The 23,328-nt window shown below is 67.5% G+C and carries 23 protein-coding genes and 1 pseudogene; 14 read left to right on the top strand and 10 right to left on the bottom strand.

The window, feature by feature from the left end:
* Positions 1-27 precede the first annotated feature (27 nt).
* Positions 28-1,791 carry a fatty acyl-AMP ligase gene (locus tag BVC93_RS27015; RefSeq protein ID WP_083741382.1) on the bottom strand — a complete coding sequence of 588 codons (1,764 nt, stop codon included), beginning with the start codon at positions 1,789-1,791 and terminating at the stop codon, positions 28-30.
* 14 nt (positions 1,792-1,805) lie between these two features.
* Entirely contained in the window at positions 1,806-2,369 is a 564-nt protein-coding gene (locus BVC93_RS27010; RefSeq protein ID WP_083741381.1) for a DUF1707 SHOCT-like domain-containing protein, read from the bottom strand.
* Between the two features lie 96 nt (positions 2,370-2,465).
* On the opposite strand from BVC93_RS27010, the gene BVC93_RS27005 reads away from it, so the two are divergent.
* The 6 genes from BVC93_RS27005 (at position 2,466) to BVC93_RS26980 (ending at position 7,436) form a co-directional block, all read left to right on the top strand.
* Positions 2,466-3,035: a YdcF family protein gene (locus BVC93_RS27005; protein WP_083741380.1), complete on the top strand. Its 570-nt coding sequence runs from the start codon at positions 2,466-2,468 to the stop codon at positions 3,033-3,035.
* Complete coding sequence (locus BVC93_RS27000) at positions 3,035-3,577, top strand: class I SAM-dependent methyltransferase (protein WP_083740107.1); 543 nt, start codon at positions 3,035-3,037, stop codon at positions 3,575-3,577. Before BVC93_RS27005 ends, BVC93_RS27000 begins: the two co-directional genes overlap by 1 nt.
* Before the next feature lie 76 nt (positions 3,578-3,653).
* Positions 3,654-4,595 carry an ABC transporter substrate-binding protein gene (locus tag BVC93_RS26995; protein WP_192860114.1) on the top strand — a complete coding sequence of 314 codons (942 nt, stop codon included), beginning with the start codon at positions 3,654-3,656 and terminating at the stop codon, positions 4,593-4,595.
* On the top strand, positions 4,592-5,605 hold the full coding sequence (locus BVC93_RS26990) for a FecCD family ABC transporter permease (protein WP_157517098.1): 1,014 nt from the start codon (positions 4,592-4,594) through the stop codon (positions 5,603-5,605). Before BVC93_RS26995 ends, BVC93_RS26990 begins: the two co-directional genes overlap by 4 nt.
* Positions 5,605-6,642, top strand: a complete 1,038-nt coding sequence (locus BVC93_RS26985) for a FecCD family ABC transporter permease (RefSeq protein WP_083740105.1) — start codon at positions 5,605-5,607, stop codon at positions 6,640-6,642. The genes BVC93_RS26990 and BVC93_RS26985 overlap by 1 nt, the downstream gene beginning before the upstream one ends.
* Positions 6,639-7,436 carry an ABC transporter ATP-binding protein gene (locus BVC93_RS26980; protein WP_083740104.1) on the top strand — a complete coding sequence of 266 codons (798 nt, stop codon included), beginning with the start codon at positions 6,639-6,641 and terminating at the stop codon, positions 7,434-7,436. Before BVC93_RS26985 ends, BVC93_RS26980 begins: the two co-directional genes overlap by 4 nt.
* On the opposite strand, the gene BVC93_RS26975 is transcribed toward BVC93_RS26980, so the two are convergent.
* On the bottom strand, positions 7,427-8,200 hold the full coding sequence (locus BVC93_RS26975) for a glycoside hydrolase family 16 protein (protein WP_083740103.1): 774 nt from the start codon (positions 8,198-8,200) through the stop codon (positions 7,427-7,429). The two genes, BVC93_RS26980 and BVC93_RS26975, sit on opposite strands and share 10 nt — an antisense overlap.
* Before the next feature lie 160 nt (positions 8,201-8,360).
* Between BVC93_RS26975 and BVC93_RS26970 the strand changes: the two genes are divergently transcribed.
* The 3 genes from BVC93_RS26970 to BVC93_RS26960 are packed head-to-tail and all read left to right on the top strand — an operon-like array spanning position 8,361 to position 12,173.
* On the top strand, positions 8,361-9,812 hold the full coding sequence (locus BVC93_RS26970; protein WP_083740102.1) for an LLM class flavin-dependent oxidoreductase: 1,452 nt from the start codon (positions 8,361-8,363) through the stop codon (positions 9,810-9,812).
* Positions 9,813-9,825: 13 nt separating this feature from the next.
* Complete coding sequence (locus BVC93_RS26965; protein ID WP_083741378.1) at positions 9,826-10,995, top strand: LLM class flavin-dependent oxidoreductase; 1,170 nt, start codon at positions 9,826-9,828, stop codon at positions 10,993-10,995.
* On the top strand, positions 10,983-12,173 hold the full coding sequence (locus BVC93_RS26960; RefSeq protein WP_083740101.1) for an SfnB family sulfur acquisition oxidoreductase: 1,191 nt from the start codon (positions 10,983-10,985) through the stop codon (positions 12,171-12,173). Before BVC93_RS26965 ends, BVC93_RS26960 begins: the two co-directional genes overlap by 13 nt.
* 55 nt (positions 12,174-12,228) lie before the next feature.
* On the opposite strand, the gene BVC93_RS26955 is transcribed toward BVC93_RS26960, so the two are convergent.
* A complete protein-coding gene (locus tag BVC93_RS26955; RefSeq protein ID WP_236950135.1) occupies positions 12,229-12,489 on the bottom strand; it encodes a hypothetical protein in 261 nt (86 codons plus the stop codon).
* Between the two features lie 158 nt (positions 12,490-12,647).
* On the opposite strand from BVC93_RS26955, the gene BVC93_RS26950 reads away from it, so the two are divergent.
* The gene (locus BVC93_RS26950) at positions 12,648-13,610 is read left to right on the top strand and encodes a hypothetical protein (protein ID WP_083740100.1); all 963 of its coding nucleotides are present in this window, start codon (positions 12,648-12,650) and stop codon (positions 13,608-13,610) included.
* Positions 13,611-13,661: 51 nt separating this feature from the next.
* Here BVC93_RS26950 and BVC93_RS26945 read toward each other — a convergent pair.
* The 3 genes and pseudogenes from BVC93_RS26945 to tpx form a co-directional block, all read right to left on the bottom strand.
* Positions 13,662-15,736: pseudogene (locus tag BVC93_RS26945) on the bottom strand (acyltransferase family protein).
* 84 nt (positions 15,737-15,820) lie between these two features.
* Positions 15,821-16,465: an NlpC/P60 family peptidoglycan-binding protein RipD gene (ripD, locus tag BVC93_RS26940; protein ID WP_083741377.1), complete on the bottom strand. Its 645-nt coding sequence runs from the start codon at positions 16,463-16,465 to the stop codon at positions 15,821-15,823.
* A 174-nt stretch (positions 16,466-16,639) separates the two neighbouring features.
* Positions 16,640-17,134, bottom strand: a complete 495-nt coding sequence (tpx, locus tag BVC93_RS26935) for a thiol peroxidase (RefSeq protein ID WP_083740099.1) — start codon at positions 17,132-17,134, stop codon at positions 16,640-16,642.
* A gap of 90 nt (positions 17,135-17,224) precedes the next feature.
* Here tpx and BVC93_RS26930 point away from each other — a divergent pair, with 90 nt between their 5' ends.
* Positions 17,225-17,653, top strand: a complete 429-nt coding sequence (locus tag BVC93_RS26930) for an MOSC domain-containing protein (RefSeq protein WP_083740098.1) — start codon at positions 17,225-17,227, stop codon at positions 17,651-17,653.
* Here BVC93_RS26930 and BVC93_RS26925 read toward each other — a convergent pair.
* Positions 17,650-18,900 carry a cytochrome P450 gene (locus tag BVC93_RS26925; protein WP_083740097.1) on the bottom strand — a complete coding sequence of 417 codons (1,251 nt, stop codon included), beginning with the start codon at positions 18,898-18,900 and terminating at the stop codon, positions 17,650-17,652. The two genes, BVC93_RS26930 and BVC93_RS26925, sit on opposite strands and share 4 nt — an antisense overlap.
* Positions 18,901-18,904: 4 nt before the next feature.
* Positions 18,905-19,825: a hypothetical protein gene (locus BVC93_RS26920; RefSeq protein ID WP_192860442.1), complete on the bottom strand. Its 921-nt coding sequence runs from the start codon at positions 19,823-19,825 to the stop codon at positions 18,905-18,907.
* 33 nt (positions 19,826-19,858) lie between these two features.
* Here BVC93_RS26920 and tenA point away from each other — a divergent pair, with 33 nt between their 5' ends.
* Together tenA and BVC93_RS26910 are read left to right on the top strand one after the other, a co-directional pair.
* On the top strand, positions 19,859-20,539 hold the full coding sequence (tenA, locus tag BVC93_RS26915; protein WP_236950134.1) for a thiaminase II: 681 nt from the start codon (positions 19,859-19,861) through the stop codon (positions 20,537-20,539).
* A gap of 127 nt (positions 20,540-20,666) precedes the next feature.
* Positions 20,667-22,340 (top strand): sensor domain-containing diguanylate cyclase, encoded by a 1,674-nt coding sequence (locus BVC93_RS26910; protein ID WP_083740094.1) that lies wholly within the window; start codon positions 20,667-20,669, stop codon positions 22,338-22,340.
* Here BVC93_RS26910 and BVC93_RS26905 read toward each other — a convergent pair.
* The gene (locus BVC93_RS26905) at positions 22,331-22,762 is read right to left on the bottom strand and encodes a type II toxin-antitoxin system Rv0910 family toxin (RefSeq protein ID WP_083740093.1); all 432 of its coding nucleotides are present in this window, start codon (positions 22,760-22,762) and stop codon (positions 22,331-22,333) included. The two genes, BVC93_RS26910 and BVC93_RS26905, sit on opposite strands and share 10 nt — an antisense overlap.
* Before the next feature lie 95 nt (positions 22,763-22,857).
* On the opposite strand from BVC93_RS26905, the gene BVC93_RS26900 reads away from it, so the two are divergent.
* On the top strand, positions 22,858-23,301 hold the full coding sequence (locus BVC93_RS26900; RefSeq protein ID WP_083740092.1) for a Fur family transcriptional regulator: 444 nt from the start codon (positions 22,858-22,860) through the stop codon (positions 23,299-23,301).
* The last annotated feature ends 27 nt before the right edge of the window (positions 23,302-23,328 follow it).

Below are 23,328 nucleotides of genomic sequence, written 5' to 3'. Positions count from 1 at the left end.
GGGTCGTCCGGTGTCAGGAAATATACGTCAGCCGCCCACGCCGGCGAGGTAATCGGCTCGGCAGGCGCGCCTGGCCAATTTGCCGCTCGTGGTGCGCGGAATCGCGCCCGCGGGAACCAGTCGAACGTCACTGACCGTCAGCCCGTGCCGTGCCATGACCGCCTCGCGGATGGCCGCCAGGGCCGGAGCGGCATCGGCACGGGCGTGGCCCGCTGCCCGTTCGGCGATCACCACCACCTGGTCGCCGGCAACGCTGAACGCGGTGACGTAGCCGCGCCGCACCATCGCCGACGCGCCCGCGGCGGTGTCTTCCACGTGATGGGGATAGATCTGGCGCCCGTCGATGACCATCAGATCCGCGCGGCGGCCGGTGATGTACAACTGACCGGAGTGATACACACCGAGATCGCCGGTGCGCAGCCACGCCTCGCTGCGGTTGCGCAGGTGGGCACCGAAGGTAGCCGCGGTGTCGTCGGGCCGGTTCCAGTACCCCCGCCCGATGTTGGCGCCGCGCAACCAGATCTCACCGACTCGGCCGTCGGAAACCTCACTGGCAGAATCGGTGTCGACGATCACCGCCGTCAGGCTGCGGGCCACCTGCCCGCAGGCCACGTGCGCCACTGCGTCCGGGTCGGTGGCGGGCACCACGACCGCGTCGCTGTGCTCGAGCCCGCGGCGGCTGAAGTACGTCACCGTCGGCTGCTCGTCCGGGCCGATGGTCGCGACGAACAGGGTGGCCTCGGCGATGCCGTAGGACGGTTTGAATGCCGTGCGCGCCAACCCGAACGATGCGAACGCGGTGCTGAAGTCACCGATGGCAGTGGGACTGACCGGCTCGGACCCGATGATCATCACGACGTTGGACAGATCCACGTCCGATGCCGGGTCCGGCCGTCCGCGCGCAGCCGCCCACTCGTAGGCGAAATTCGGTGCGGCAGTGATGACCCGGGCGTCGCGGGCCTCATCGGACAGCGCGGTGATCCACCGCAGCGGGCGCCGCAGGAACGCGGTGGGCGACATCAGTGTCGAGTGGCCCCCGTACACGGCCGGGAAGCCGATCATCGACAGCCCCATGTCGTGGTACAGCGGTAACCAGCTGACGCCGTGGATGTCGCGGTCCAGCAGGTCTATGGACAGGATCATCTGGATCAGGTTGGTACCGACCGCGCGGTGGGTGATCTCCACGCCCACCGGGGCGCGGGTGGAGCCCGAGGTGTACTGCAGGTGGGAGACGTCGTCGACGTCGATCTCGATGGGCGCGAAGCCCTTTGCCACGCTGTCGTCGATGGTGTCGACGGTCTGCACCTGCGGTGGTAGGTCCAGCTTGTCCAGGAACGCACGGACTCCGGCTTCGGCCGCGGTGGTGGTGAGAACCACTGTCGGGGTGGAATCGCGCAGCGCGGTATCGAGTCGTTCGGCGTGTCCGGGCAGCTCCGGCGCGAACAGCGGCACCGCAATGTTGCCGGCCTTGATGGTCGCAAAAAACGCCGCCACGTAATCCAGGCCCTGGGGGGCCAGGATCGCCACCCGCTCACCGCGGTCCGTGAGCTGTTGCAGCCGAGCCGCAATGGCCTCGAGCCGGCGGCCGAGCTGAGCCCACGTGTACTCGACCGCGACGCCACGCTCGGAAGCGGTGAAATCCAGATACCGATAGGCCACCGCGTCGGCCACGTTCGCGACGTTGCGGTCGATCAGCGAGAGCAACGTCACGCCCGGCGGCAACACGATGTCGCCGTCGGCGTCCAGGCACTCTTCGATGCGCAGCAGCCCTGGGGGTGGTTCGTAGGCCATCGGTATCTCGGGTGTCACCGCAGGTTCTTCCGCATCCAGGCGCCGAACGGGTGCTTGACCGTCAGCGCGCCGAATCGGATGCTGCCACGCAGGATCAGGTGTACCCGCCCGACCGGCGGCCCGGCGTCGATGCGGGAGTTCGCGCTGGCCCCCAGACACCGCAGCTGGTTGAGATCCGCGGTGAAATCGTCGGGGACGATGATGTCGGTGCTGCCGCAGATGTCGTCGAGGTCGATGGTGACAGTCGGCGTGCGGATGTCGGCCTGCGTGAGATCCAGCACCACGTTGGAGAACCGGCTCTTCAGCGTCACCCGGCCCGGCACCAGCCAACGCCCGGCACGGCGGATGGACGACATGGTGGCTGACAGTGGCAGCGCCTCGAGCTGGACCGGCACCGAGTGCACCGGCAGATCGGCGACCACCTTACCGAGTTCACCCCGGGTACGCGCGGCCAGCGCAGCGTCCATCCGGTCACTGAATTCGTCGAGGGTCAGCATCCCTTGGCTGACGGCGTGCTGCAGCAGTCCGGCCACTTGTTCGCGCTCGGCGTCGCCTACTCGGTAGTCGCGTGCGTCCACCTGATCAAGCATAGGGATGCGACGGTTCCGTAACACTCGCCCCAGCCGTCACGACTCTTTACGGAGACGACAGTTACGGAGAATGACGTGCGCACAGTGCTCGCTACCCTGGTTCTGATCCTCACCGTCGCGTTCGGTGGCCATGTCGCCGCGCCCGTCGCACACGCTGAACCACCCGCGGTGGTGACTGCGGGCAAGGACTTCTCCCGGCCGGCCATCGTCATCCTCGGCTACGGTCTCAACCCGGACGGCACCATGCGCACCATCCTGCGACGCCGGGTCCTGACCGGCATGGCCGTCGCGGCAATGTTCCCGCAGGCACCGATCATCGTGACCGGCGGAAATCCGCGCAACGGCAAGACCGAAGCCGGGCAGATGCGAAACATGTTGATGTTGTTCGGTTTCCCCGCCAGTCGCATCATCGTCGAGGACCGCGCCAACAGCACCGTGCAGAACGCGCAGTTCTCGGTGCCGCTGGCCGAGGAGGCCGGCGCCTCCGGCATCATCTTGGTGACGTCGTCTACTCACCAGGACCGCGCCGACGGCAACTTCGTCGATGCGGGCGCCAATGTGCTGGCCACCGTCAGCTACCCCGACGGCAATCCCTCGGTGAACACCGCCCAGTTCGCCCGCGACGTGCTCAGCCCGTTCCTTGCGATCAATTAGTGAGTGCTGACGACCGGGCCCGTTGGGACGGACGCTACCTGCAGTCCGGGCCCGCCGAACCGGGTCTGTCGCCGGTGTTCGCGCCGTATGCCGATCGGTTCCCCACCACCGGCTCCGCGCTGGACATCGCCTGCGGGAGCGGCTCTGCTGCGGTGTGGCTGGCTCTTCGCGGGTTGTCGGTCACCGGTGTGGACATCTCGGAGGTGGCGATCGGGTGCGCGCGTGAGCTGGCCGTCCAACGAGGGGTGAGCGTGCGCTGTCGATTCGAGGTGGCCGACCTCGACGACGGTCTTCCCGCGGGGTCACCTGTGGATGTTGTTGTGTGTCAGCACTTTCGCGACACCCGACTGGATTCGGCGATCATGGGCCGACTGGTGCCCGGCGGCCTGCTGGCGATCAGTGCGCTCAGTGAGGTGGGTGCCACGCCCGGCCGGTTCCGGGTACCAGCCGGCGAACTGCCACGGGCGTTCCCCGGTCTGGCGGTCGAGGCGGCGGGCGAAGCCGACGGAGTGGCCTGGCTGCTGGGTCGCCGGGTGGTTTGACGTCACCCCACCGGGGTCACTCTGCATAGGCTTGCCTAACTGTACTGACCTGAGAGGTTAGGTACACGGCTGGCTGGTGGTGGCCGCCTGCGGCAGCTCAGAGGACACAACCACCGCAGGTGACGCGTGGTCCTACACCTCCGGCAACGGCGAAACCGTCACCGCGGACGCGGTGCCCAGCCGCATCATCGCCCAAGGCGAGGCGGCAGCCGCACTGCTGAGTTTTGGCATCAAACCGGTAGGCATCTACCTCAATCAGCCGCTGGCGCAAACCCGCGCCCTCGACGGGTTCGACCTCGATGGCATCGAGATCCTGGGCGAGACGTGGGGTCAGATCGACGTCGAGAAGGCCGCGAGGTTGCGCCCCGACCTGATCGTGAGCGGTTACTGGCCCCTCGAGCAGGCCTACGGCGGTTTCGAGGAGGGCGTCGAGGCCTCGTCGAAGAAAGCCGCCCAACTGGCACCCGTGGTGGGGCCGGTGGCAACCGACTCCGTCCAGTCCATGCTCACCGGCTTCGAGGAACTCGCGGTGACGTTGGGCGCCGACGTCGACAACGAGCAGATCGCCGCGCACAAGGCCGACTTCGAGCGAGCCAAACAGCGCTTCACCGACGCCGTGGCGGCCAAGCCCGGCCTGACGGCCATGGGCATGTCGCCCTCCGATGAGTTGCTCTATGTGGCTGTGCCGGAACACTCCGCCGAGCTGGCGGACTTCACCGCGTTCGGGCTCGACGTCCTGGTGCCGGACAGCCCGGATCCCGCGTTTCCGTACTGGGAGAACCTCAGCTGGGAGAACGCGGACAAGTACCAGCCTGACCTCATCCTCCTCGATGACCGCACCTACGACGCCAGCCTGGAAACGGCGCAGCGCCAACCTACTTGGAAGCAGCTCGCAGCGGTACAGGCGGGCGCCGTCACGCCGTGGCCGGCCTTCTGGATCAGCACCTGGTCGGCCTACGCCGAGCAACTCGATCAACTGACCGCGGCCGTGGAGAAGTCGAACCCCCGCCTCTCGTGAGCGCCCTCACCCACCTGGGTCGCCGGACCACGGTCCTTGCGGCGCTGCTCGCAGTGCTCACCGTGGTGACCTGTGCCAGCATCGGACTGGGTTCACGTGATGTCGACGTCGCCACCGTGTGGGGTGCGCTGACCGACTTCGATCCAGCTTCGGCCGCCCAGTCCGTGATCCGCGACATGCGTCTTCCGCGCACCCTGATCGGCCTGCTGGCCGGGGCCGCACTGGGGCTGGGCGGGGCGATCCTGCAGGGATCGACACGTAATCCACTGGCCGATCCGGGGATCATGGGCATCAACGCCGGCGCCGGCGCCTTCATCGTGACCGCGATTCTGATGTTCGGCGCCATGCCGCTGAGCGTGTACGTGGTCCTGGCCTTCATCGGCGCGGCATTGACCACCGCCCTGGTGTATGTGGTCGCGGCGTTCGGCCGTGAAGGTGCCACCCCGGTCAAACTCGCCCTTGCCGGCGCCGCGGTCAGCGCCGGGCTCTACTCGGTGACGTCCGGGGTGGTCATGCTCAACGTCGACGCACTCAACGAGCTGCGGTTCTGGCAGGTAGGAGCACTGGCCGGCCGGTACTGGCCAGTGCTCACGCAGGTCGCGCCGTTCCTGATCCTCGGCATCATCGCTGCGCTGGCCTGTGGCCGGCTGCTCAATGGGCTGGCTCTCGGTGACGATCTGGCGGTGGCTCTGGGTCAGCGGGTGCAGCGCACCCGAATCGGGCTGTTTCTGGTGGTCGCCGTCCTCTGTGGAGCAGCGACGGCGGCCTGCGGACCGATCGTGTTCGTGGGTCTGGTGATTCCGCACATCGCGCGCGCGATGTGCGGCCCCGAATACCGTTGGGTGCTCGTATACAGCGCCATCCTGGGCCCCATCGTGCTGCTGGTCGCCGACGTCGTCGGGCGAGTCATCGCACCGCCGGGTGAGGTGCAGGTGGGCGTGGTGCTCGGGGTGCTGGGCGCGCCGGCCTTCATCACTTTGGTTCGCCGCCGCGATCTCGCGGAGTTGTGATGGTGAGCACCGGAGCGCAGACCTTCCGCGACACCAGGGCGCAATTACGACGGCGGTCGTTGGTGGTGACCTCGCTGTTGGGCCTGCTGGTCGCCGCGCTGGCCGTTCTCACCATGATGGTGGGCGACACCCCACTCACCGTCGGCGAAGTCCTCGGGTCAGTGCTCGGGTTGTCTGACGATGCCGCCGTCGACTTCGTGGTGTGGGAGCTGCGACTGCCCGGCGCGGGCACCGCGCTGTTGGTCGGATTGGCCCTGGGTGCGGCGGGCCTGACATTTCAGACCTTGCTGGCGAATCCACTGGCATCGCCTGATCTGATCGGAATCTCCTCTGGCGCAAGCCTTTTTGCGGTGACTGCGATGGTGTTGCTGCAGGTCGGTGCGGTGACGGTGGCCGGCGCGGCGGTGGCGGGCGCAGTGCTGGCGGCGGTGCTGATCTACGTGCTGGCCTGGCGCGGCGGGCTGACGGGTTACCGGTTCATTCTGGTGGGCATCGGCATCACGGAGCTCATGACGGCGCTGATCGGGTGGGTGCTTGCCAAAGCCGACATCGGTGATGCACGGCAGGCGATGACGTGGCTGGTGGGGTCTGTCGGACAGGCGGGCAGCGTGCAACTCCAGCTACTGGCGGCTGCGGTGGCGGTGCTGTTGCCGGTGGCGCTGCTGTCGGCCCGCGCCCTGCGAGTGCTGCAGCTGGGCGACGACGGCGCCCGGGGTCTCGGCATCCGGGTCGAGACGGCGCGATCGGCGATGATCGGGGTGTCGGTGCTACTGGTGGCGTTCTCCGTCGCCGCGGCCGGACCGCTGGCATTCGTGGCCCTGACGGCCGGCCCCATCGCGGTGCGGCTGCTGCGAGGATCGGGCACCGGCATCATGGCTGCGGCATTTGTCGGCGCCATCATCGTCTTGGCAGCCGATCTGGTTGCCGCACACTTACTTCCGGTGTCGCTACCGACGGGCGTCGTGACCGGCGCGGTGGGCGCGCCCTATCTGATCTGGCTGCTCGCGACGGTGAACCGGGAAGGACGTGGCGGATGACCACCGACCATCAGCTCAGCGCAACCGACCTCACGTTGGGCTACGCCGACGCCGACGTGGTGGCCCATCTCGACGTCGATGTGCCGCCGGGGAAGGTGACGGTGATCGTCGGCGCCAACGCGTGCGGCAAATCCACCCTGCTGCGCGGGCTGGCGCGGCTGCTCAAGCCGCGCGGGGGTGCGGTCCTGCTGGATGGCACCTCAGTGCAGGAGATGCCCGGCATGGACGTGGCCAAGGTGGTGGGGCTGCTGCCGCAGTCGCCGGCGGCACCCGACGGCATCACGGTGGCCGATCTGGTGGGCCGCGGCCGCTATCCGCACCAGGGCTGGTTCCGGCGATGGTCGGCAGCCGACGACGCGGCGGTGGGACGGGCCTTGGAGGTGACGGCAACTCACGAGCTGGCCGGCAGGGCCTTGGCGTCGCTGTCCGGTGGTCAACGCCAGCGCGTCTGGGTGGCCATGGCACTGGCCCAGCAGACCGACATCCTGTTGCTCGACGAACCCACCACCTTTCTGGACATCAACCACCAGGTGGATCTGCTGGATCTGCTCACCGACCTCAACCGCGCGAGCCAGACGACGGTGGTGATCGTCCTGCACGACCTCAATCTGGCCTTCCGCTACGCCGATCACGTCATCGCCATGAAGAGTGGCCGGATCGTGGCGCAGGGCGCTCCGCGCGAGATCGTCGACGCCCAGCTGGTGGGCGAGGTGTTCGGGCTGGACTGTGTGGTGATGCCGGATCCGTTGGGTGGCGCGCCGATGGTGGTCCCGCGCGGCCGTCATCACAGCTGACCCCCCAGTAGCGTGCCCTCCCCCAAGTCGGTGCCGCGGACCTCGCTGACCCGCAGGTGCGGTACCCCAGCGGCGTCGGACTGTTCCGGGAAGTCGAACACCGCCAAGAACAGCAACATCGGATAGTCGGGGGCCTGGTCGGCCGTCCTGGTGCGCACGCCGTCGATGCTGAACTCAACGCGGTCGCGGCTCCAGTGCACCGCGTAGCGGTGTGGTGTGGTGATGTCTATCCGGCGTCGCGGCGCCGAGAAATCCTCGCGCAGAGCCGGATCGCGGAATCGGTGGATGCCCTGCCCCACCTCGGCGTACCCGTCTGCGACCGTGTTACCGAAGACCTCCATCAGACAGATCTCCCCGCAGCGGTCCGGTTGGTCCTCGAGGCCAACCATCCACGCCGAGAACATCGACCGCTCTTTCAGTTCCGCCGCGCACGTCACCTCGATGCGGCCGAAGTGCGGGGCGAACCCCAGCACCGTCGGCTGGTATTCGCGGACCCGCTGGCCATCGAGGAACGGCTGCGGGGCGTCCGTGGAACCGACGGGCCCGGAGCGGTTGACGCTCTGGATGCCGGACACACGCAGCGGCGGCGAGTGCTGATCTGGGCACCAAAGCGGATGGGCCGCCGGGATGGACAGGTCGAGGCCGTCCACGCCGGTGGTGAAGGTGGCCGCAGCCGCGGCACGCGAACTCCACGCCGGCAGATACGCCGCGGTCCAGACGTCCGCGTCGAAGACGTGGAAACGGTCGATGAAATCCGTCGTCATGTGCCCACCTCGGTCACGTCGGGCATCTGCGCTCGCCGGCGATTCCCCATGAAAGCAACAGCCTGTTCCATGACAGCAGTGTGACGGCAGGCACCGACACTTCGAATCGCGATGAACCAAAGCAGTGCCCGAACGGCGAGGGTCGTCAAAAATCCTCCCAGTGACCCGCACCATCCGCTTCAACGCGTTCGACATGAACTGCGTGGCCCACCAGTCTCCCGGCCTCTGGCGACACCCCCAGGACCGCTCCGCCCGCTACAAGGATCTGGCCTACTGGACCGAGTTGGCGCAACTGCTGGAACGCGGGCGGTTCGACGGCCTGTTCATCGCCGATGTGCTGGGCACCTACGACATCTACGGCGCCAGCGACGAGGCCGCCATCCGCCAGGCCGCCCAGATTCCGGTGAACGATCCGCTGATGCTGGTGTCGGCGATGGCCTACGTCACCGAACACCTGGGCTTCGGCATCACCCCCGGCACCGGATTTGAGCACCCCTATCCGTTCGCCCGCCGCGTCTCCACCCTGGACCACCTGACCAACGGTCGCGTCGGCTGGAACGTCGTCACCGGATATCTGCCCGCCGCAGCACGCAACATGGGCCAGACCGACCAGCCGGCCCACGACGCGCGCTACGACCACGCCGACGAGTACCTCGAGGTGCTCTACAAGCTCTGGGAAGGTTCGTGGGAAGACGACGCGGTGATTCGCGACCGTGAGCGCGGCGTCTTCACCGACCCTGCCAAGGTGCACCACATCGGGCACGAGGGTCGACACTTCAGCGTCCCCGGCATCCACCTCTCAGAGCCCTCACCACAGCGCACCCCGGTGATCTTCCAGGCCGGTGCCTCCCCGCGCGGGGTGCGCTTCGCCGCCGAGAACGCCGAGGCCATCTTCACCGCCGCGCCCACCAAGGCGATCCTGCGGGAGAACGTCACCACCATCCGGCGGGAGCTGGAACTGGCCGGGCGTGATCCCTACGCCGCCAAGATCTTCAACCTCTCCACCGTGATCACCGCGGAGACCGACGAGGCCGCCGCCACCAAGCACGCGGAGTATCTCTCCTATGGCGACGCCGAGGGTGCCCTGACCTTCATGTCGGGGTGGATGGGCGTCGACCTGTCACGCTACGGCCTGGACGAGCCCATCGGCAATGTCGACTCCAACGCCATCCTGAGCGCAGTCAAGGCGTTTCAGTCGGCGGACCCCGACGGCGGCGAATGGTCCGTCAACGACATCGCGAACTGGGGCAAGATCGGCGGCATCGGGCCCCGCTTCGTCGGCTCCGGTGAACGCATCGCCGACCTGCTGCAGGAATGGGTGGACGAGACCGATGTCGACGGTTTCAACCTCGCCTACGCCATCTCCCCCGGGTCGTTCGCCGATTTCATCGACCACGTGGTGCCGGTGCTGACCTCGCGTGGCGCCTACCAAGCCGAGTACACGCCGGGCACCTTACGCAACAAGCTGTTCGGTCGCGGCGACCGGCTGCCCGACGAACACCGCGGCGCGTCCTACCGTGTCGGCGGACCCGGTTCGACCATCATCGACCGGCCGTCCACCGTGCCGTCGTCGTCGGCATCGGTAGCCTCGCAGCCGAACGCAACGCGCTAGGAGAATGACGGACATGACGCTGAAACTGCACTGGTTCCTGCCCACCTACGGCGACAGCCGGTTGATCGTCGGCGGCGGCCACGGCCTGCCCGCGGGAACCGCGCACAGCGACCGCGACGCCTCCATCGACTACCTGACGTCGATCGTGCGCGGAGCCGAGTCGTTCGGGTTCACCGGCGCGCTGATCCCCACCGGCGCCTGGTGCGAAGACGCTTTCGTCACCGCCGCGCTGCTGGCGCGCGAGACCACGTCGCTGGCCTTCCTGGTGGCGTTTCGCCCTGGGCTGGTCAGCCCCACCCTCTCGGCACAGATGGCCGCGACGTTCGCCCGCCACGCCCCGGGCCGGATCCTGCTGAACGTGGTGGTGGGCGGCGAAGCCCACGAGCAGCGCTCGTTCGGTGACTACCTGGACAAGGACGCCCGCTACCAGCGGTGCGACGAGTTCCTCGACGTGGTTCGCCGGCTGTGGGCCGGTGAGACCGTCACCAAACACGGCGAGTACATCAGCGTCGACGAAGCAGCGCTGGCACTGCCGCCGAATCCCGTGCCGCCGTTGTACTTCGGCGGCAGCTCTGCCGCCGCGGGCCCCGTCGCCGCGCGACACTCCGATGTGTACCTGACCTGGGGTGAGCCGCCGGAGGCGGTGCAGCAGAAGGTCGAGTGGATCCGCAAACTGGCCGCCGACGAGGGCCGCCAGGTGCGGTTCGGCATCCGGTTGCACACAATCTCACGCGACACCGCCGACGAGGCGTGGGCACAGGCCGGCCGGTTGCTGGACGCCCTCGACGAGGAAACGGTGCGTAAGACGCAGGAAGGGTTGGCGCGCAGTCAGTCCGAGGGACAGAAGCGGATGCTGGCACTGCACGAGGCCAACCGTGCCAACGGCACCTGGACCGACGCCCGCAGCCTCGAGATCTCCCCCAACCTCTGGTCCGGTGTCGGGCTGGTGCGCGGCGGCGCGGGAACTGCACTGGTGGGCAGCCATATCGACGTGGCCGACCGGATCGCCGAGTATGCCGAGATCGGCATCGACGAGTTCATCTTCTCCGGTTACCCCCACCTGGAGGAGCTGTACTGGTTCGGCGAAGGTGTGGTGCCACTGTTGCGCGAGCGCGGTCTGTTCACCGGGGTGTCGACGCAAGCCGGGGCAGCGTCCATACCGTTCGTGGGATCGGCGCGGTGAACGCGCTCGGCGTCGCCGCCGCCTTGTCGCGAGAGTTCGCCGAAGAGGCCGGTGTTCGAGACGCGGAACGTCGCCTGCCGCACGACCAGATCAAGGCACTCAAGGAGTCCGGGCTGTTGGCGCTCTCGGTGCCCGTCGAGTTCGGCGGTGTCGACGCGCCCATCGAGGTGATCGCCGAGGTGTTTCGGCTGATCGGGCACGCGGACGGTTCCCTGGCCCAGATTCCGCACTCGCACTACACCTTCCTGGAGGCATTGCGCCTGCAGGGGACGCCGAGCCAGCAGCAGTTCTACTACGCCCACGTGCTCGACGGCGCGCTGTTTGCCAACGCACAGTCCGAACGCGGGCCGCACACCATCGATGTAGACACCACCACTCTGGTACAGCAGCCGTCCGGTGACTACGTGCTATCCGGGCGTAAGTTCTATTGCACCGGAGCGCTTTTCGCCGACTGGGTGATTGTGCGGGCGTCATTGTCCGACGGATCCGGCGAAACGCCCACCCCGTCGACACCCAAGGCGCTGGCATACATTCCCCGCGACATCGCCGGTCTGGACGTGGTGGACGACTGGGATGGCATGGGCCAGCGCACCACCGCCTCCGGCACCGTCACCCTCGACGATGTGCGGGTGCCCGCCGAGTATGTGGTGCCCTTCTCTCCCATTTTCGGCGGCCCGACCGTCTATGGTGCCCGCGCTCAATTACTCCATGCCGCAATCGATGTCGGTATCGCAACCGGAGCACTGGACGAGGCGGTGCGCCAGGCCGCCAAGGGCAGGCCGCATTTCGAGGCCCGCGTCGCGTCATCAGCGGAGGATCCGACACTGATCAACATCGCCGGTGAACTGACCGTCACGGTGCGAGGTGCGCAGGCCCTGCTGGCCGACGCGGCCCGCAAAGTCGACGCAGCGACCGTCGATCTGACCGAGGACAGCAGCGCAGAGGCGTCCATCGCGGTGGCGGTGGCGAAGGTTGCGGCGGTGCGCGCCTCGCTGGAGGCCACCTCGGTGCTCTTCGACCTCGGTGGCACCCGCAGCGCCTCCGGCAGCGCCAATCTGTCGCGTTACTGGCGTGATGCCCGCACCCACACCCTGCACGATCCCACGCGATGGAAGCTGCAGCACATCGGCCGCTACACCCTGTCCGGGACGAAGCCGCCGAGGCACGGGCAGCTCTAGGGAGTGAAGTGACCCATCAGTTGTGGCTCAGGTGTACAGGGTGATCGGCTGGACGTCACCCGTCAGGTAGTTGGCGCCGATCTCGAGTTTCTTGTAGTCGACCGTCGCGGAACGACGTCACGTGCGGCTGGTTCACCAGTAGCTTCAGCGTCACACCCTCGAATTTGCCTGAGAGAGGAGCATTTCCGGCGAGGGCATTCCCGCTGCTCGACGAGCGGCAGGCGGCCAGTGCGGGTGCGAACACGGCGGCACCGCCGGCCTCTCCGAGCAGTTGCAGCGCGCGGCTCACCGCGATCTTGACACGCAGAAGAGCCATCGCAGGGATACCCGCCTGAGCGTCAGGTATGCGAGGCCCGGCATTCCTCACAATCGGGGCGTCATGGCTACCACGCGGCGTTCGACGGGTAGCCGTTACAGCAGACGCCGATCGGCGGCTGACAGACACAATCGACTCGATGAGGGGTGCAGAGCCGAATGACCACTGCAGAGACCACCACACTTCTTGCGCAGCTTCGTACCGTGCTGGACTTGACACACACCGAGATCCAGGTGGCCGACACACGGGTGACGCAGGCCCGTACGGACGCCGTGCGCAAGGAACTCCAGGAGAACGCCGCCAACGGCCGCCTGCGGGCCGAGGCGATCGAGAAAACCATCCGCGACCTCGGCGGCTTTCCCGACGTCGTGGGCCCGTTCCTCGGCCGGGCCGCGGCAGTGGTGAAGGCGTTGACCGAGCAGGCCGAACCCTTCGATGAGGCCTTGCTGGGTGACCTGGCGCTCGAAGACCAGCTGCTGGACCGCTCCCGCTACATCAAGGCCCTTGCCGTCGCCGCGAAGGAGCCGCAGGTCGAGGCGCTGGCCGACCGGTTGATCACCGCGCACACCGCCACGGTGACCTGGCTGACGACGGTATTGGCCGAAGACGCGCTCGGCGGGCCGGCCGCACTACGGCGCACTCCGGCACAGGCTGCCGCCGGTATTGCGGTGAAGCTGGCCAACCTGCCGATCACCTGGTGCTACCGGGGGGTTGATCGTGCCCTCGAGACGCTGCGCAGCACCCGCCCAGCGCTGGAGGGCCTGCTGGATCGCGGCGGCCGCGCCGGTGAGATCGCGGGCACGGCCCTGGCCGCAGCTCGTGACGGAGCGCTGCTCAACGCGGAAAAGGCCGCTCGCCGCGAAGGTGCCGCCGACACCGCGGACGCCCTGCACACCATTAGCGCGGGTGCCGGTGTGGTGGAAGCGTCCGAACTGCCCATCGACGACTACGACGAGCTGAACCAGACCGAGGCGATCGGCGCCGTCAAAGAGCTGGTCGAGCCCGCCGACATCCGCATGGTCGTCGCCTACGAGGAAGCACACAAAGGTCGTGCCCGCGTGGTCTCCGCGGCACAGACCCGTGTTGCGGAGATCGCCAAGGAAGTTGTCGGTATCGGCTGATCGCCGCGGCGGCACCAGCACCCCTGCCCCACGGGTGGGGGTGCTGTCAGCTCAGAACCAGGCCGTGGCGGCCGACAACTGGCGTTCGAGCTCGTCGGCCATGGAGCGCACATAGGTGGCCGACAGGTGGTGCTCGTCGTGATAGACCAACACGTTGCCCTCGACAGCACGGCACACCTCGGCGCTGCACACCGCGTCACTGAGATCCAGCAGCGTCAGCTGCGGGTATCGGTCGGCGTAATCCAGCGTCGGGTTGCGCTCATTGAGCGCATCACTGCGCGGTAAACCGCACGAGTCGGCGTCACCGCCGGCGGCCAAACAGTCTGGCGGTGAGAACAGCGCACCGTCGCGAAACATCCAGGGGGTGTCGCGCAACCCGAGGATGGCGATGTTGTTGTCTGCGAATCTGTCCCAGATACCCAGGTAGTTGTCCGGCACGAAGTCGCCGGGGGCATCCGTGTAAGGACGGGTGGTGGTGGTGAAGACGAAGTCCGGTCGATCGGCGATCATCCGGGACATGGCCTCGTCGATCCACACCCGGCATTCCGGGTAGGGCTCCAGCGAGCCGGCGATGATGGGAACCTCAGCGGTGGTCAGGGGCAACCCATCTTCAGGTAGGTCCGCACTGTGAAACCGTGCCGCTTACCCAGCTCGTCGAGGGCGGTGATCCAGTGTTCGGAGTGCGAGCCGCCGGCCAGGGCGATGGTTCTGGCCGCGTGCTGATCGCCGTACTCGCAGGTGATGAGCTCGGTGCTGAGGAAGTCCGACACGCAGCCGTCGATGCTGGTCATCGGAAGGTCGTCACGAGCCTCGAGCACCGAGGGCCGCATGGGCAGCTTGGCCACCCTGGCCGATTCGATCAGGGCCCGCGCGCCGGGATAGTCACGGATCGGCAGTGTGGTGAGCTCGCTGCCGCCGGCACGCACCGCCTCCACGTGGCCGCGCCACGCCAAAGACGCAACGGTCAGCCCCACCGTGGCGATCAGCACCAGCGACGCCACCAAGGCCGTCGGCCACCGCCACACCAGCGGTGCGCTGCGCTCGCGCAGCGGCTCCTCGACCAGCCGCATCGTCAGCCAGGCCGCTGCCAGCGACACCACGATGACGGCAGCACCATCGACGAGGCCCGCGGATGCCCGGTCGGTGTACGCCAACCAGAAGATCAGCAGTGGCCAGTGCCAGAGATACAGGGCGTAGGCGAGTCCGCCGAGAGTGACCATGGCCGGGGTGCCCAGCGCCCGCAGCGGCCAGGACGCCTCTCGGCCTCCCTCCCCGCCGCCGGCCAGGATCACCAGGAGGGCGGCACCCACCGGGACCAGTGCCCAGCGCGCCGGATACTCCCGGACACCGTCGATGAGGACACCGCACAGCAGGATGGTCACCACGCCCGCCACCGTCGCGGTCATCCGCAACCAGCCAGGCCAGCGCACCCCGGTCACCAGCACCGCGGCCAACACACCCACCAAGGGTTCCCAGGCCCTTGCGAAAGTGTCGTAGTAGGCGCTGGCCTGGTCGGTGACGTGGGCGAGATTGGCGTAGACGAATGACGCCAGCGCGGCGGCCCCGACGACGGTGACGATCATGGCGCGGCGCAGTCTCGCGGGTAGTCGAACACCGACCAGCATCACCAGCGCGACGAACAGCAACAACGCCAGGAAGAACTGGCCCTGCACCGACATCGACCACAGATGCTGCAGCGGGCTCACCGATTCGTCGGCGCGCAGATAGTCGCTGGCGGTGTCGGCCAGTTGCCAGTTCTGGAAGTAACCGAGGCTGGCCATGGCCTGTTCGGCGAAGCTCTCCCAGCGGGTCTGGGGCTGGATCAGCACCGTCAGTGCCGCGCAGCCGGCCAGCACCACCACCAGCGCCGGGATCAGTCGCAGGATCAACCGACGCAATTCGGTGAACAGCGGCAGCTGCCCACCCTCGGTGGCAAGCCTGAGCAGGCGTCCGCCGAAGAAGAAGCCGGACAACACCAGGAAGACGTCGACACCGCCGGACACCCGGCCGAACCAGACATGGAAGACCACCACGAGCGCGATGGCCAGACCGCGCAGCCCGTCGAGATCGCTGCGGTGCCGCCGGACCTGCGCGTCAGTGGGAATGTCCTGTGTCAGTGGGTGCAACCGTGTGAATCCTGCACCGTGTCGCAGGCCCTTTCGCGTGGCAGAGCATATCGGCTCGCGGGCCTGCCGAGCACCTCGGCGAGGTCAGCCGATGATGCGACCCAGGTACGGCGTCATATCGGTGGTGCGCACCGGCGACACCGCGACACCTTTGTCCCCCACCTCGACCATCTGTCCGTTGCCGACGAACAGTGCAACGCTCTGGGTGCCGTCAGGGCCGTAGAACAGCAGATCTCCGGGCAGGGCCTGTGCCGGCAGCACCTTGCGCACGGCTCGGTACTGCTCGCCCGACGAGCGCGGCATCTTGATCCCGACTCCGCCGAAGGCATAAACGATGAGACCGGAGGCATCGAAGCCCACGACGTCGGGCACGGCTGCGGGCAGCGGAGTCGACGGGGCGGTGGCCGTCGGCGCCAGCGTCAGCCCTCCGAGAGCGGGCGGCACGCTGATGGCGGCCGTGGGCTCGGTGGCCGGGGCCGACGAGTCCGTGATGGCCGCCGCGGCCGGGCGGGCTTCGCCCTTGGTGGGGCCGTCGGCGTTGCCGCCGCCGTAGGTGAACGGGACACCGCGGGCCGCCAGAGCCCGGGAGATCACGACGTTGATGGCCTGCAGCTGTTCCGGGGTGCGACCGAACGGGTCCGCCGAGGCGGTTCCCGCGCCGAGCCCGATACCGACCGACGCCATCAAGACAGCCAAGCTGCACACGATCGCGTAGACGCGCCTGCTCATCTCACCCATTTCTCCATGGGCCCGCCACCCCGCGGACCACTGTCGTCTCTACTTGTACAGCGAAACCCGCCCCCGGCTCCAATTCGCGCGCGGCACAACATCAATGAGATGCCGTACCGTGATCGAACGGTTACGCCGGGGGCGGGTTTCCTCAGAAGACCAGGGCAGGGAAGATCAGGACAGGGCGGCCAGCGCTGCGTCGTAGTCGGGCTCCTGGGCGATCTCGGGCACCAGCTCGGTGTAGGCCACCGCGCCGTCGGCGCCGATCACCACGATGGCACGCCCCAGCAGTCCCGCCATGGGGCCGTCGGCGATGGTGATCCCATAGTCCGCGCCGAAGCTGTCACGGAAACCCGATGCGGTGGAGACGTTCTCGATGCCCTCGGCGCCGCAGAACCGCTTCTGCGCGAAGGGCAGATCATTGGACACGTTCAGCACGGCGACACCGCTGGCGGCCGCGCGCTCGTTGAAGGTCCGCACGCTGGTGGCACACACCGGCGTGTCCACCGAAGGGAAGATGTTCAGCAGTACGGCCTTGCCCGAGAACTGGTCGCTGCTGACCGTTCCCAGGTCCGTTCCGGTAAGGCTGAAGGCCGGTGCCGCGGCGCCGACGGCGGGCAGTTCTCCGACAGTGTTGATGGGGTTTCCCTTGAGGGTTATCTGTGCCATGGCTCTAAGTTACCGGCGCCGTCGCCGCAGCCTGCAGGTGGCTGGCCAGGGCCCTCGAGAGACCGGCCCGACACGCTCTACCCTGGTCCGGTGCAGGTGCTTGCCATCCATATCGCCAAGGCGCGCGGGCTTGCGGCCCGGCCGGTGGAATCCGTTTTCGCCGAGGAAGGCAAGGGGCTGGTGGGCGATCGCTACCACGGCACCCGGCATCGGCACGTCACCATCCAGTCCCAGGAGCTGCTGGATGAGGCCGCCGCCGACCTCGGGCATGCCTTCGATGCCGGCGCCACCCGCCGCAATCTCACCGTCGACGCCGGCGACATCCCGACCGCGCCGGGCGCCCGGCTCCAGATCGGGGACGTCGAACTGGAGGTGGTCCGGGTTGCGGCACCATGCCGCCTACTCGACGACGGCATCGGCCCCGGTGCGGCGGCTGCATTGCGGCGGCGCGCCGGGTCGGTGTGCCGGATTCTGCGGTCGGGAACCATCACCGTCGGCGATGCTGTGATGCTGACCTAGACGGTGACGGGAAGCTTCTCCAGACCGCGCAGCGTCACATTCGGCTTGTACTGTGGCTCCCCACCGAGGCGGGCGTCGGGGAAACGTGCGGTGACCGCAGACAATGCCAGCGAGGCCTCCAACCGCACCAGAGGCGCGCCGAGGCAGAAGTGGGTGCCGCGGCCGAAACCCAAGTGCCGGATCGTCTTCCGGTCCGGGTCGAACTCATCCGGGCGCTCGTTGGCGGCCGGATCACGATGGGCGGCGGCGAGCAGCAGGATCATCGTGTCCCCTTGTGGTACCTGCGTACCACCGATCAGCATCTCCTCACCCGCGATGCGGCCCAACAGCTGAGCCGGAGCATCGAAGCGCAGCGACTCCTCGATCACCTTGGCCACCCGGTTGCGGTCGGCGCCCAGCGCCACCCACTGCTCACGGTGGCGCAGCATGGCCAGCACCGCGTGGGCGATCAGGCTCACCGTGGACTCGTGACCGGCGATGAGCAGCAGGTTGCAGGTCGAGATGATCTCGTCCTCGGTAAGTTGGTCGCCGGTCTCCTCCACCGCGATCAACGCCGAGATCAGGTCGTCGCCGGGGTGCCCGCGGCGGCGTTCGATGAGGTCCCGGAAGTATCGGCGCAGCCATTTCCCGGCCTCGATGCGCTGGTCGAACCCGTCCGGCACCGCGCCGGTGGCCGCCAGGAAAGGATCCACCGTCTGTCCCAGCAGTGTCGAGGCACGGCCGAACTGCGGCTCGTCCTCGACTGGCACCCCGAGCAGCCGACAGATGACTCCCACGGCCAACGGGTAGGCCAGGTCGGAGACCGCGTCGAACTGGCCTCGCCGTTGAGCCTCGTCCAGGAGGTTGTCGACTATGGCCGTGATCTCGGGGGCGAGTTCGTTGACAACCTTGGGTACAAACGCCTTGCTGACCAGGGTTCGCAACCGCGTGTGGTCCGGCGGGTCGAGGAACAGGAAAGCAGGCGCGCGCCGCCGGTCCACCAGCCCGGCGAGTCCGAACGGCCGCGGTGCCTCACCGGCAGCGATCTGCCGCTGGGCGAGGGTCGACTTCATCCGGTCGCTGGCAGACGCCGGATGCCGCAGCGCGGCATCACAATCGGCGAACGACGTGAACACCGTGAGGCTCACCTCGGGGATCTGCACCGGACCGTGTTCACGCAGCGCATGGAAGTGCGGATAGGGATCGATCCGATTCGACGGTGCAAGAGCCGCTCCCAGCAACGCATGTGATTCGGTCACGGTCACCATGCGATCATTGTGCAGAAAACTGGCGCCGCAATGGGATGAACACGCTTTCCAGGACGGCGTGGCGGCCAGCCCGCCGCGCGGTCCTTCGCGACGCCACGTTCAGTCGGTCGATGGTCCCTACCAGCAATCTTTCCGGGTCAACACCGGGCCTGCGGGCCCATTCGGCTTGCGCAGACGCAGCGAAGTTGTTGCCTGCGCAAGTAGTGAGAATCACTTCCTCGTTGATCTCATAGCCGTCGATCCAGAGCACCCGGCCTGGTGCCACCGCCAGCGCGCCCACCGTGTTGTCGTCGACGATAACCGCCAGAAGCGTTCCGTCACGGTGCCAGGTGCGGAGGTCGTCGCGATCGGCGGCGCGCACGTTGCGGGCCAGCTCTGGATTCTCGGCGGCCAGTGCGGCATAACGGGCGGCCACCAATTCGACGGCGTCCTCGGTGTCGGCGAACGGCGCCAGAGTGACCCGGCCATCGGGTTCGGTGAGCCGACCGCACGACGCGGCGAACACCGTGTCGTCCAGCACGGCGCCATGCACCCGCAGCGCCCCCGGAAGGTCGTGCAGCCGAGCCCACGCCGCGCCGAAAGCGATCCACTCGTGGTGCACGCAGTCGGCCAACTCGTCCAGATCGGCGAAATCGTGGCAGACCACCTCCACGAAGGGGCGGCCGATGTCGCGTCCGTAGAAACGGATGCCGCCTATGAGCGTGCCCGCGGAAGTGGTGATGACGCGGTGCGCATAGTCGGCTTCGGCAACGCCCGGCAAGTCGACGTGTTCGCTGAACTCGCGGGCGAAGCCCCGATTGTCGACCCGGTCGACTTCCACCTCCAACCACCGTTGGATACGCTGGAAACCGTTGTCGCCGAATAGTTTTGACGCAAGAACACAATGGCCGCGCAGCGACGGCCAGCGTGCCGGATCGCTGTTCACGCCACGACTCTAACGTGCACTACAGTGGCCCCGGTGACGGCACCGAACCACAATTCCTGGTCAGCGCAGCTATGGCGTGAGATCACGCCGATCTTCGATGCCATCGTGGCGCACCCGTTCCTGACCGGACTCACCGACGGCTCACTGGAACCCGACGTCTTCGCCCACTACGTGGCCCAGGATGTGCACTACCTGCGCGACTACGCGCGAACCCTCGCACTGATCGGGGCCAAGAGCCCGACGCTGGTGGACACCGCCATGTTCGCCAAACACGCCGCCGGCGTGGTGGACGACGAACTGGCGCTCCATGCCTCGTTGCTGCCGGAGTTGGGACTGGACCCGGCCGACATCGCCGCCACACCTGTTGCACCGACCACGCTGGCGTACACGAGTTACCTGCTCGCCACCACCTACGACGGAAGCTTTGCCGACGGCCTGGCCGCGATCCTGCCCTGTTACTGGATCTATCTCGAGGTGGGCAGACACCTGGTGAAACAGGGTTCTCCGGATCCGCGGTTCCAGCGCTGGATCGACACCTATGCCGGAGATGACTTCGCCGCCGCCGTCGGTGAAGTCCTCGAACTGACCGACCGGGTGGGAGCAACGCTGACACCCGACGCGGAAGTCCGGGCCCGCATGCACTTCACGACAACGGCGCGCTACGAGTGGATGTTCTTCGATGCGTCGTTTCGCCGGGAAACCTGGCCGGTGTGAGCCCGGGGACAGAGACACCGCCCGGGAAACTGCCCGCAAACCGGCCAAGGTTTCCGTAGCGCGCGCCTAGCATCGTGCGTACGCTCGGTGCACACACGGGGGCGCAGAGTTTGCGCGGGGGTGAAACATGACCGAAATGCCGCAGTGGCGCCATCGCCGTCACCCGGATTCCGGCGCCTACGCACCGGTGCTGGACCACACCGCGACCCCCGCGCTGTCCGACCTGTTGGACGCCGCCAACACCGAACACGTGGATGTCCTGCGATCGCTACTGCAGATGTCCCAGGCGGTCCTGTGTGCCCGGTACTTCGACGAGGTGTTGGAGGCCATTGCGTACCACACGTTGGCGGTCCTGGATGCGTCGTCGGTGTCGATAAGCCGGTGGGAGCGTGAGGAGAACATCCTGCGCACCCTCATCAACGTCGGCAAGCTCGGCCCGGGCGAGGAGCCCTGGCCGGAGAACGAGTTCTATCCGGTGGACGACAACCGCCAGATCATGCGGCTGTTACGCCAGGGACTGCCCTACGTCAACGCCATCGACGACGAGCACACCGACTCGTCGTCGCTGCTCTACTCCGTCGAAAAGGAGAGCGAGCTCGCCGTCCCGGTGATGTACAACGACGTCATGTGGGGCGAATTGTGGGTCACCGGCATCGACGGACGGCGATTCGGCGCCGACGACGTCCAGGTGCTGCAAGCCATCGCCGCCCACATGGCGGTGGCCGTCGGCCGCTCCCAGCTGTTCAGCACGGTCTGGCGGCAGGCCTTCGAAGACCCCTTGACCGGGCTGGCCAATCGTCGCGGCCTGGATCAGGCCTTTGCCGACATGATCGTCGAGGACGTCCGGCCTGCCTTGCTGGTCTGCGACCTGGACGGCTTCAAAGAAGTCAACGACCGGTACGGCCACCCGGCCGGTGACGCACTTCTGCGCACTGTCGCCGACGCTCTGGCCGCTACCGCTGCCGCCATCACCGGCTCCCTGGTGGCGCGTCTGGGCGGCGACGAGTTCTGCGTGGTGCTGCCCCGATCCGGGCTCCCGGATGCCGAGTCCTTCGCCGTGACCGCCAGCCGCGCCATCATCGAGCTTGCCGGACAACAGATTTCGGTGAGCTGGGGAGCCGCTGTCAGCGGACTGCTGGTGGCCGACGGTCCAGCCCTGATAGCCGCCGCCGACGCCGCACTCCTGCAGTCGAAACGGCTGGGCCCGGGGCGGTTCAGCACCGGGATCGCCGACGACAACCCCGTGCCCGCCGCGGGTGTCCGGCGCCGCGGTGTCGCCCCCGGCGAGGTGGTGACCGTCGACCTGGTGCGTCACGTCACCCACCTGTTGGACCAGTACCAGCCCCAGACGGCGGCCGAGGCGCTGCAACTGCTGGCTGTCCAGGTGTGCAATGTGGCAGGCGCGGCTGCCTGGTCGTTGTCGGTGGTGACCCCGGACGGCCTGGGTGTGCGGGCATACCGGGGCGTGGAGAGTACGCGCGACGGGGTGTCCGGTCTGCGAGTACTGGCCGCCCCCGAAGACACCGTCTATCCCCTGGCCGACTACCCGGCAACCACACAAGCGCTGGCCACGGGCATCCCGTTCGTGGCGGCGTCCGACCTGCCCGATTGTGATCCCGCCGAGGTGGCCCTGCTCGATGAACTGGGCTATCACGCCGTGCTGGGCGTCACGGCCAGCGACGGCACGGAGAGCTTCGTCCTCGAGATCTACTCCGACACCGGGCATGCGGAATTGGTCGCGATGCAGCCGCACGTGCGGGTGCTGGCCCAGTTCTGTTGCGCCAGCCGACGTCAGGCGTAGAGCTTTTCGAACTCCTTGATCGAGCGGTCGATGTCGCCCTTGACGGCGCGGGCGGCCACCGATCCGATGGGGCCGAACAACGGCGGGCCGCCGAGATTGACGATGACGGCAAAGGCGCACCCCGTTGCGGTGGGGGTCACCTTCATCGACAGCCCGTACTTGGTGCCGCCTACCCCTTTGCCCTCGACCTCCAGCTGCTTGGGTGGGTCGTACTTCTTGACCGTCCAGGTGACCCGGTTACGCATGCCCTTGGCGCCCGCCACTCCGACAATGGTTGTGCCGACGGTGATCTCGTCAGGGACGTCGCTGCGCCAACCTTCGTGCATCACCAGCCAGTCCCCCAGCGAACCGAGGTCGGAGGCGTGCTGCCAGGCTTTGTCGGGGTTCAGCGACAGCTCACGCGACAACTCGAGTTTGGCCATGGGCGAATGGTAACGGGCGCTGCGCCACGGTCTCCCGGAAATTCATGGCGACCAACTCTTGACTCATTCCAGAAAAGGAGGGCATAGTTGCGGTTGTGAACCCGAACACGGATTACGCGGAGCAGCTGAGGACAGCTGACCTCCGGGTGACACGGCCCCGGGTCGCAGTTCTGGAGGCCGTCCACACCCATCCGCACGCGGATACCGAATCGATCTTCGGTGCCGTCCGCACCGCATTGCCCGATGTGTCCAGGCAGGCCGTCTACGACGTGCTCAACGCCCTGACCGGGGCGGGCCTGGTGCGCAGGATCCAGCCGTCGGGTTCGGTTGCCCGCTACGAATCGCGGGTCAACGACAATCATCACCATGTGGTGTGCCGCTCCTGCGGTGTGATCGCCGACGTCGACTGCGCCGTCGGGGAAACACCGTGCCTCACCGCGTCGGAAGACCACGGCTTCTCCATCGACGAGGCCGAGGTCATCTACTGGGGCCTGTGCCCCGAATGTGCGCCTGAAGTCCCCGCAGTTCGCAGTTCCTGATCACGAACCTGTGATCGCCAGCCCCAT

Origin of the sequence: Mycobacterium sp. MS1601 (genome assembly GCF_001984215.1) — a bacterium.
In the GTDB taxonomy this organism is placed as follows: Bacteria; Actinomycetota; Actinomycetes; order Mycobacteriales; family Mycobacteriaceae; genus Mycobacterium.
This window is presented reverse-complemented; position numbering and strand designations above follow the sequence as displayed.

Excerpts from the sequence above, each read along its gene's own strand:
- BVC93_RS27015 (WP_083741382.1), bottom strand. The coding sequence starts at position 1,791 with ATGGCCTACGAACCACCCCCAGGGCTGCTGCGCATCGAAGAGTGCCTG.
- BVC93_RS26985 (WP_083740105.1), top strand. The coding sequence starts at position 5,605 with ATGGTGAGCACCGGAGCGCAGACCTTCCGCGACACCAGGGCGCAATTA.
- BVC93_RS26980 (WP_083740104.1), top strand. The coding sequence starts at position 6,639 with ATGACCACCGACCATCAGCTCAGCGCAACCGACCTCACGTTGGGCTAC.
- BVC93_RS26975 (WP_083740103.1), bottom strand. The coding sequence starts at position 8,200 with ATGACGACGGATTTCATCGACCGTTTCCACGTCTTCGACGCGGACGTC.
- BVC93_RS26965 (WP_083741378.1), top strand. The coding sequence starts at position 9,826 with ATGACGCTGAAACTGCACTGGTTCCTGCCCACCTACGGCGACAGCCGG.
- BVC93_RS26955 (WP_236950135.1), bottom strand. The coding sequence starts at position 12,489 with ATGGCTCTTCTGCGTGTCAAGATCGCGGTGAGCCGCGCGCTGCAACTG.
- BVC93_RS26950 (WP_083740100.1), top strand. The coding sequence starts at position 12,648 with ATGACCACTGCAGAGACCACCACACTTCTTGCGCAGCTTCGTACCGTG.
- ripD (WP_083741377.1), bottom strand. The coding sequence starts at position 16,465 with ATGAGCAGGCGCGTCTACGCGATCGTGTGCAGCTTGGCTGTCTTGATG.
- tpx (WP_083740099.1), bottom strand. The coding sequence starts at position 17,134 with ATGGCACAGATAACCCTCAAGGGAAACCCCATCAACACTGTCGGAGAA.
- BVC93_RS26925 (WP_083740097.1), bottom strand. The coding sequence starts at position 18,900 with ATGGTGACCGTGACCGAATCACATGCGTTGCTGGGAGCGGCTCTTGCA.
- BVC93_RS26910 (WP_083740094.1), top strand. The coding sequence starts at position 20,667 with ATGACCGAAATGCCGCAGTGGCGCCATCGCCGTCACCCGGATTCCGGC.
- BVC93_RS26905 (WP_083740093.1), bottom strand. The coding sequence starts at position 22,762 with ATGGCCAAACTCGAGTTGTCGCGTGAGCTGTCGCTGAACCCCGACAAA.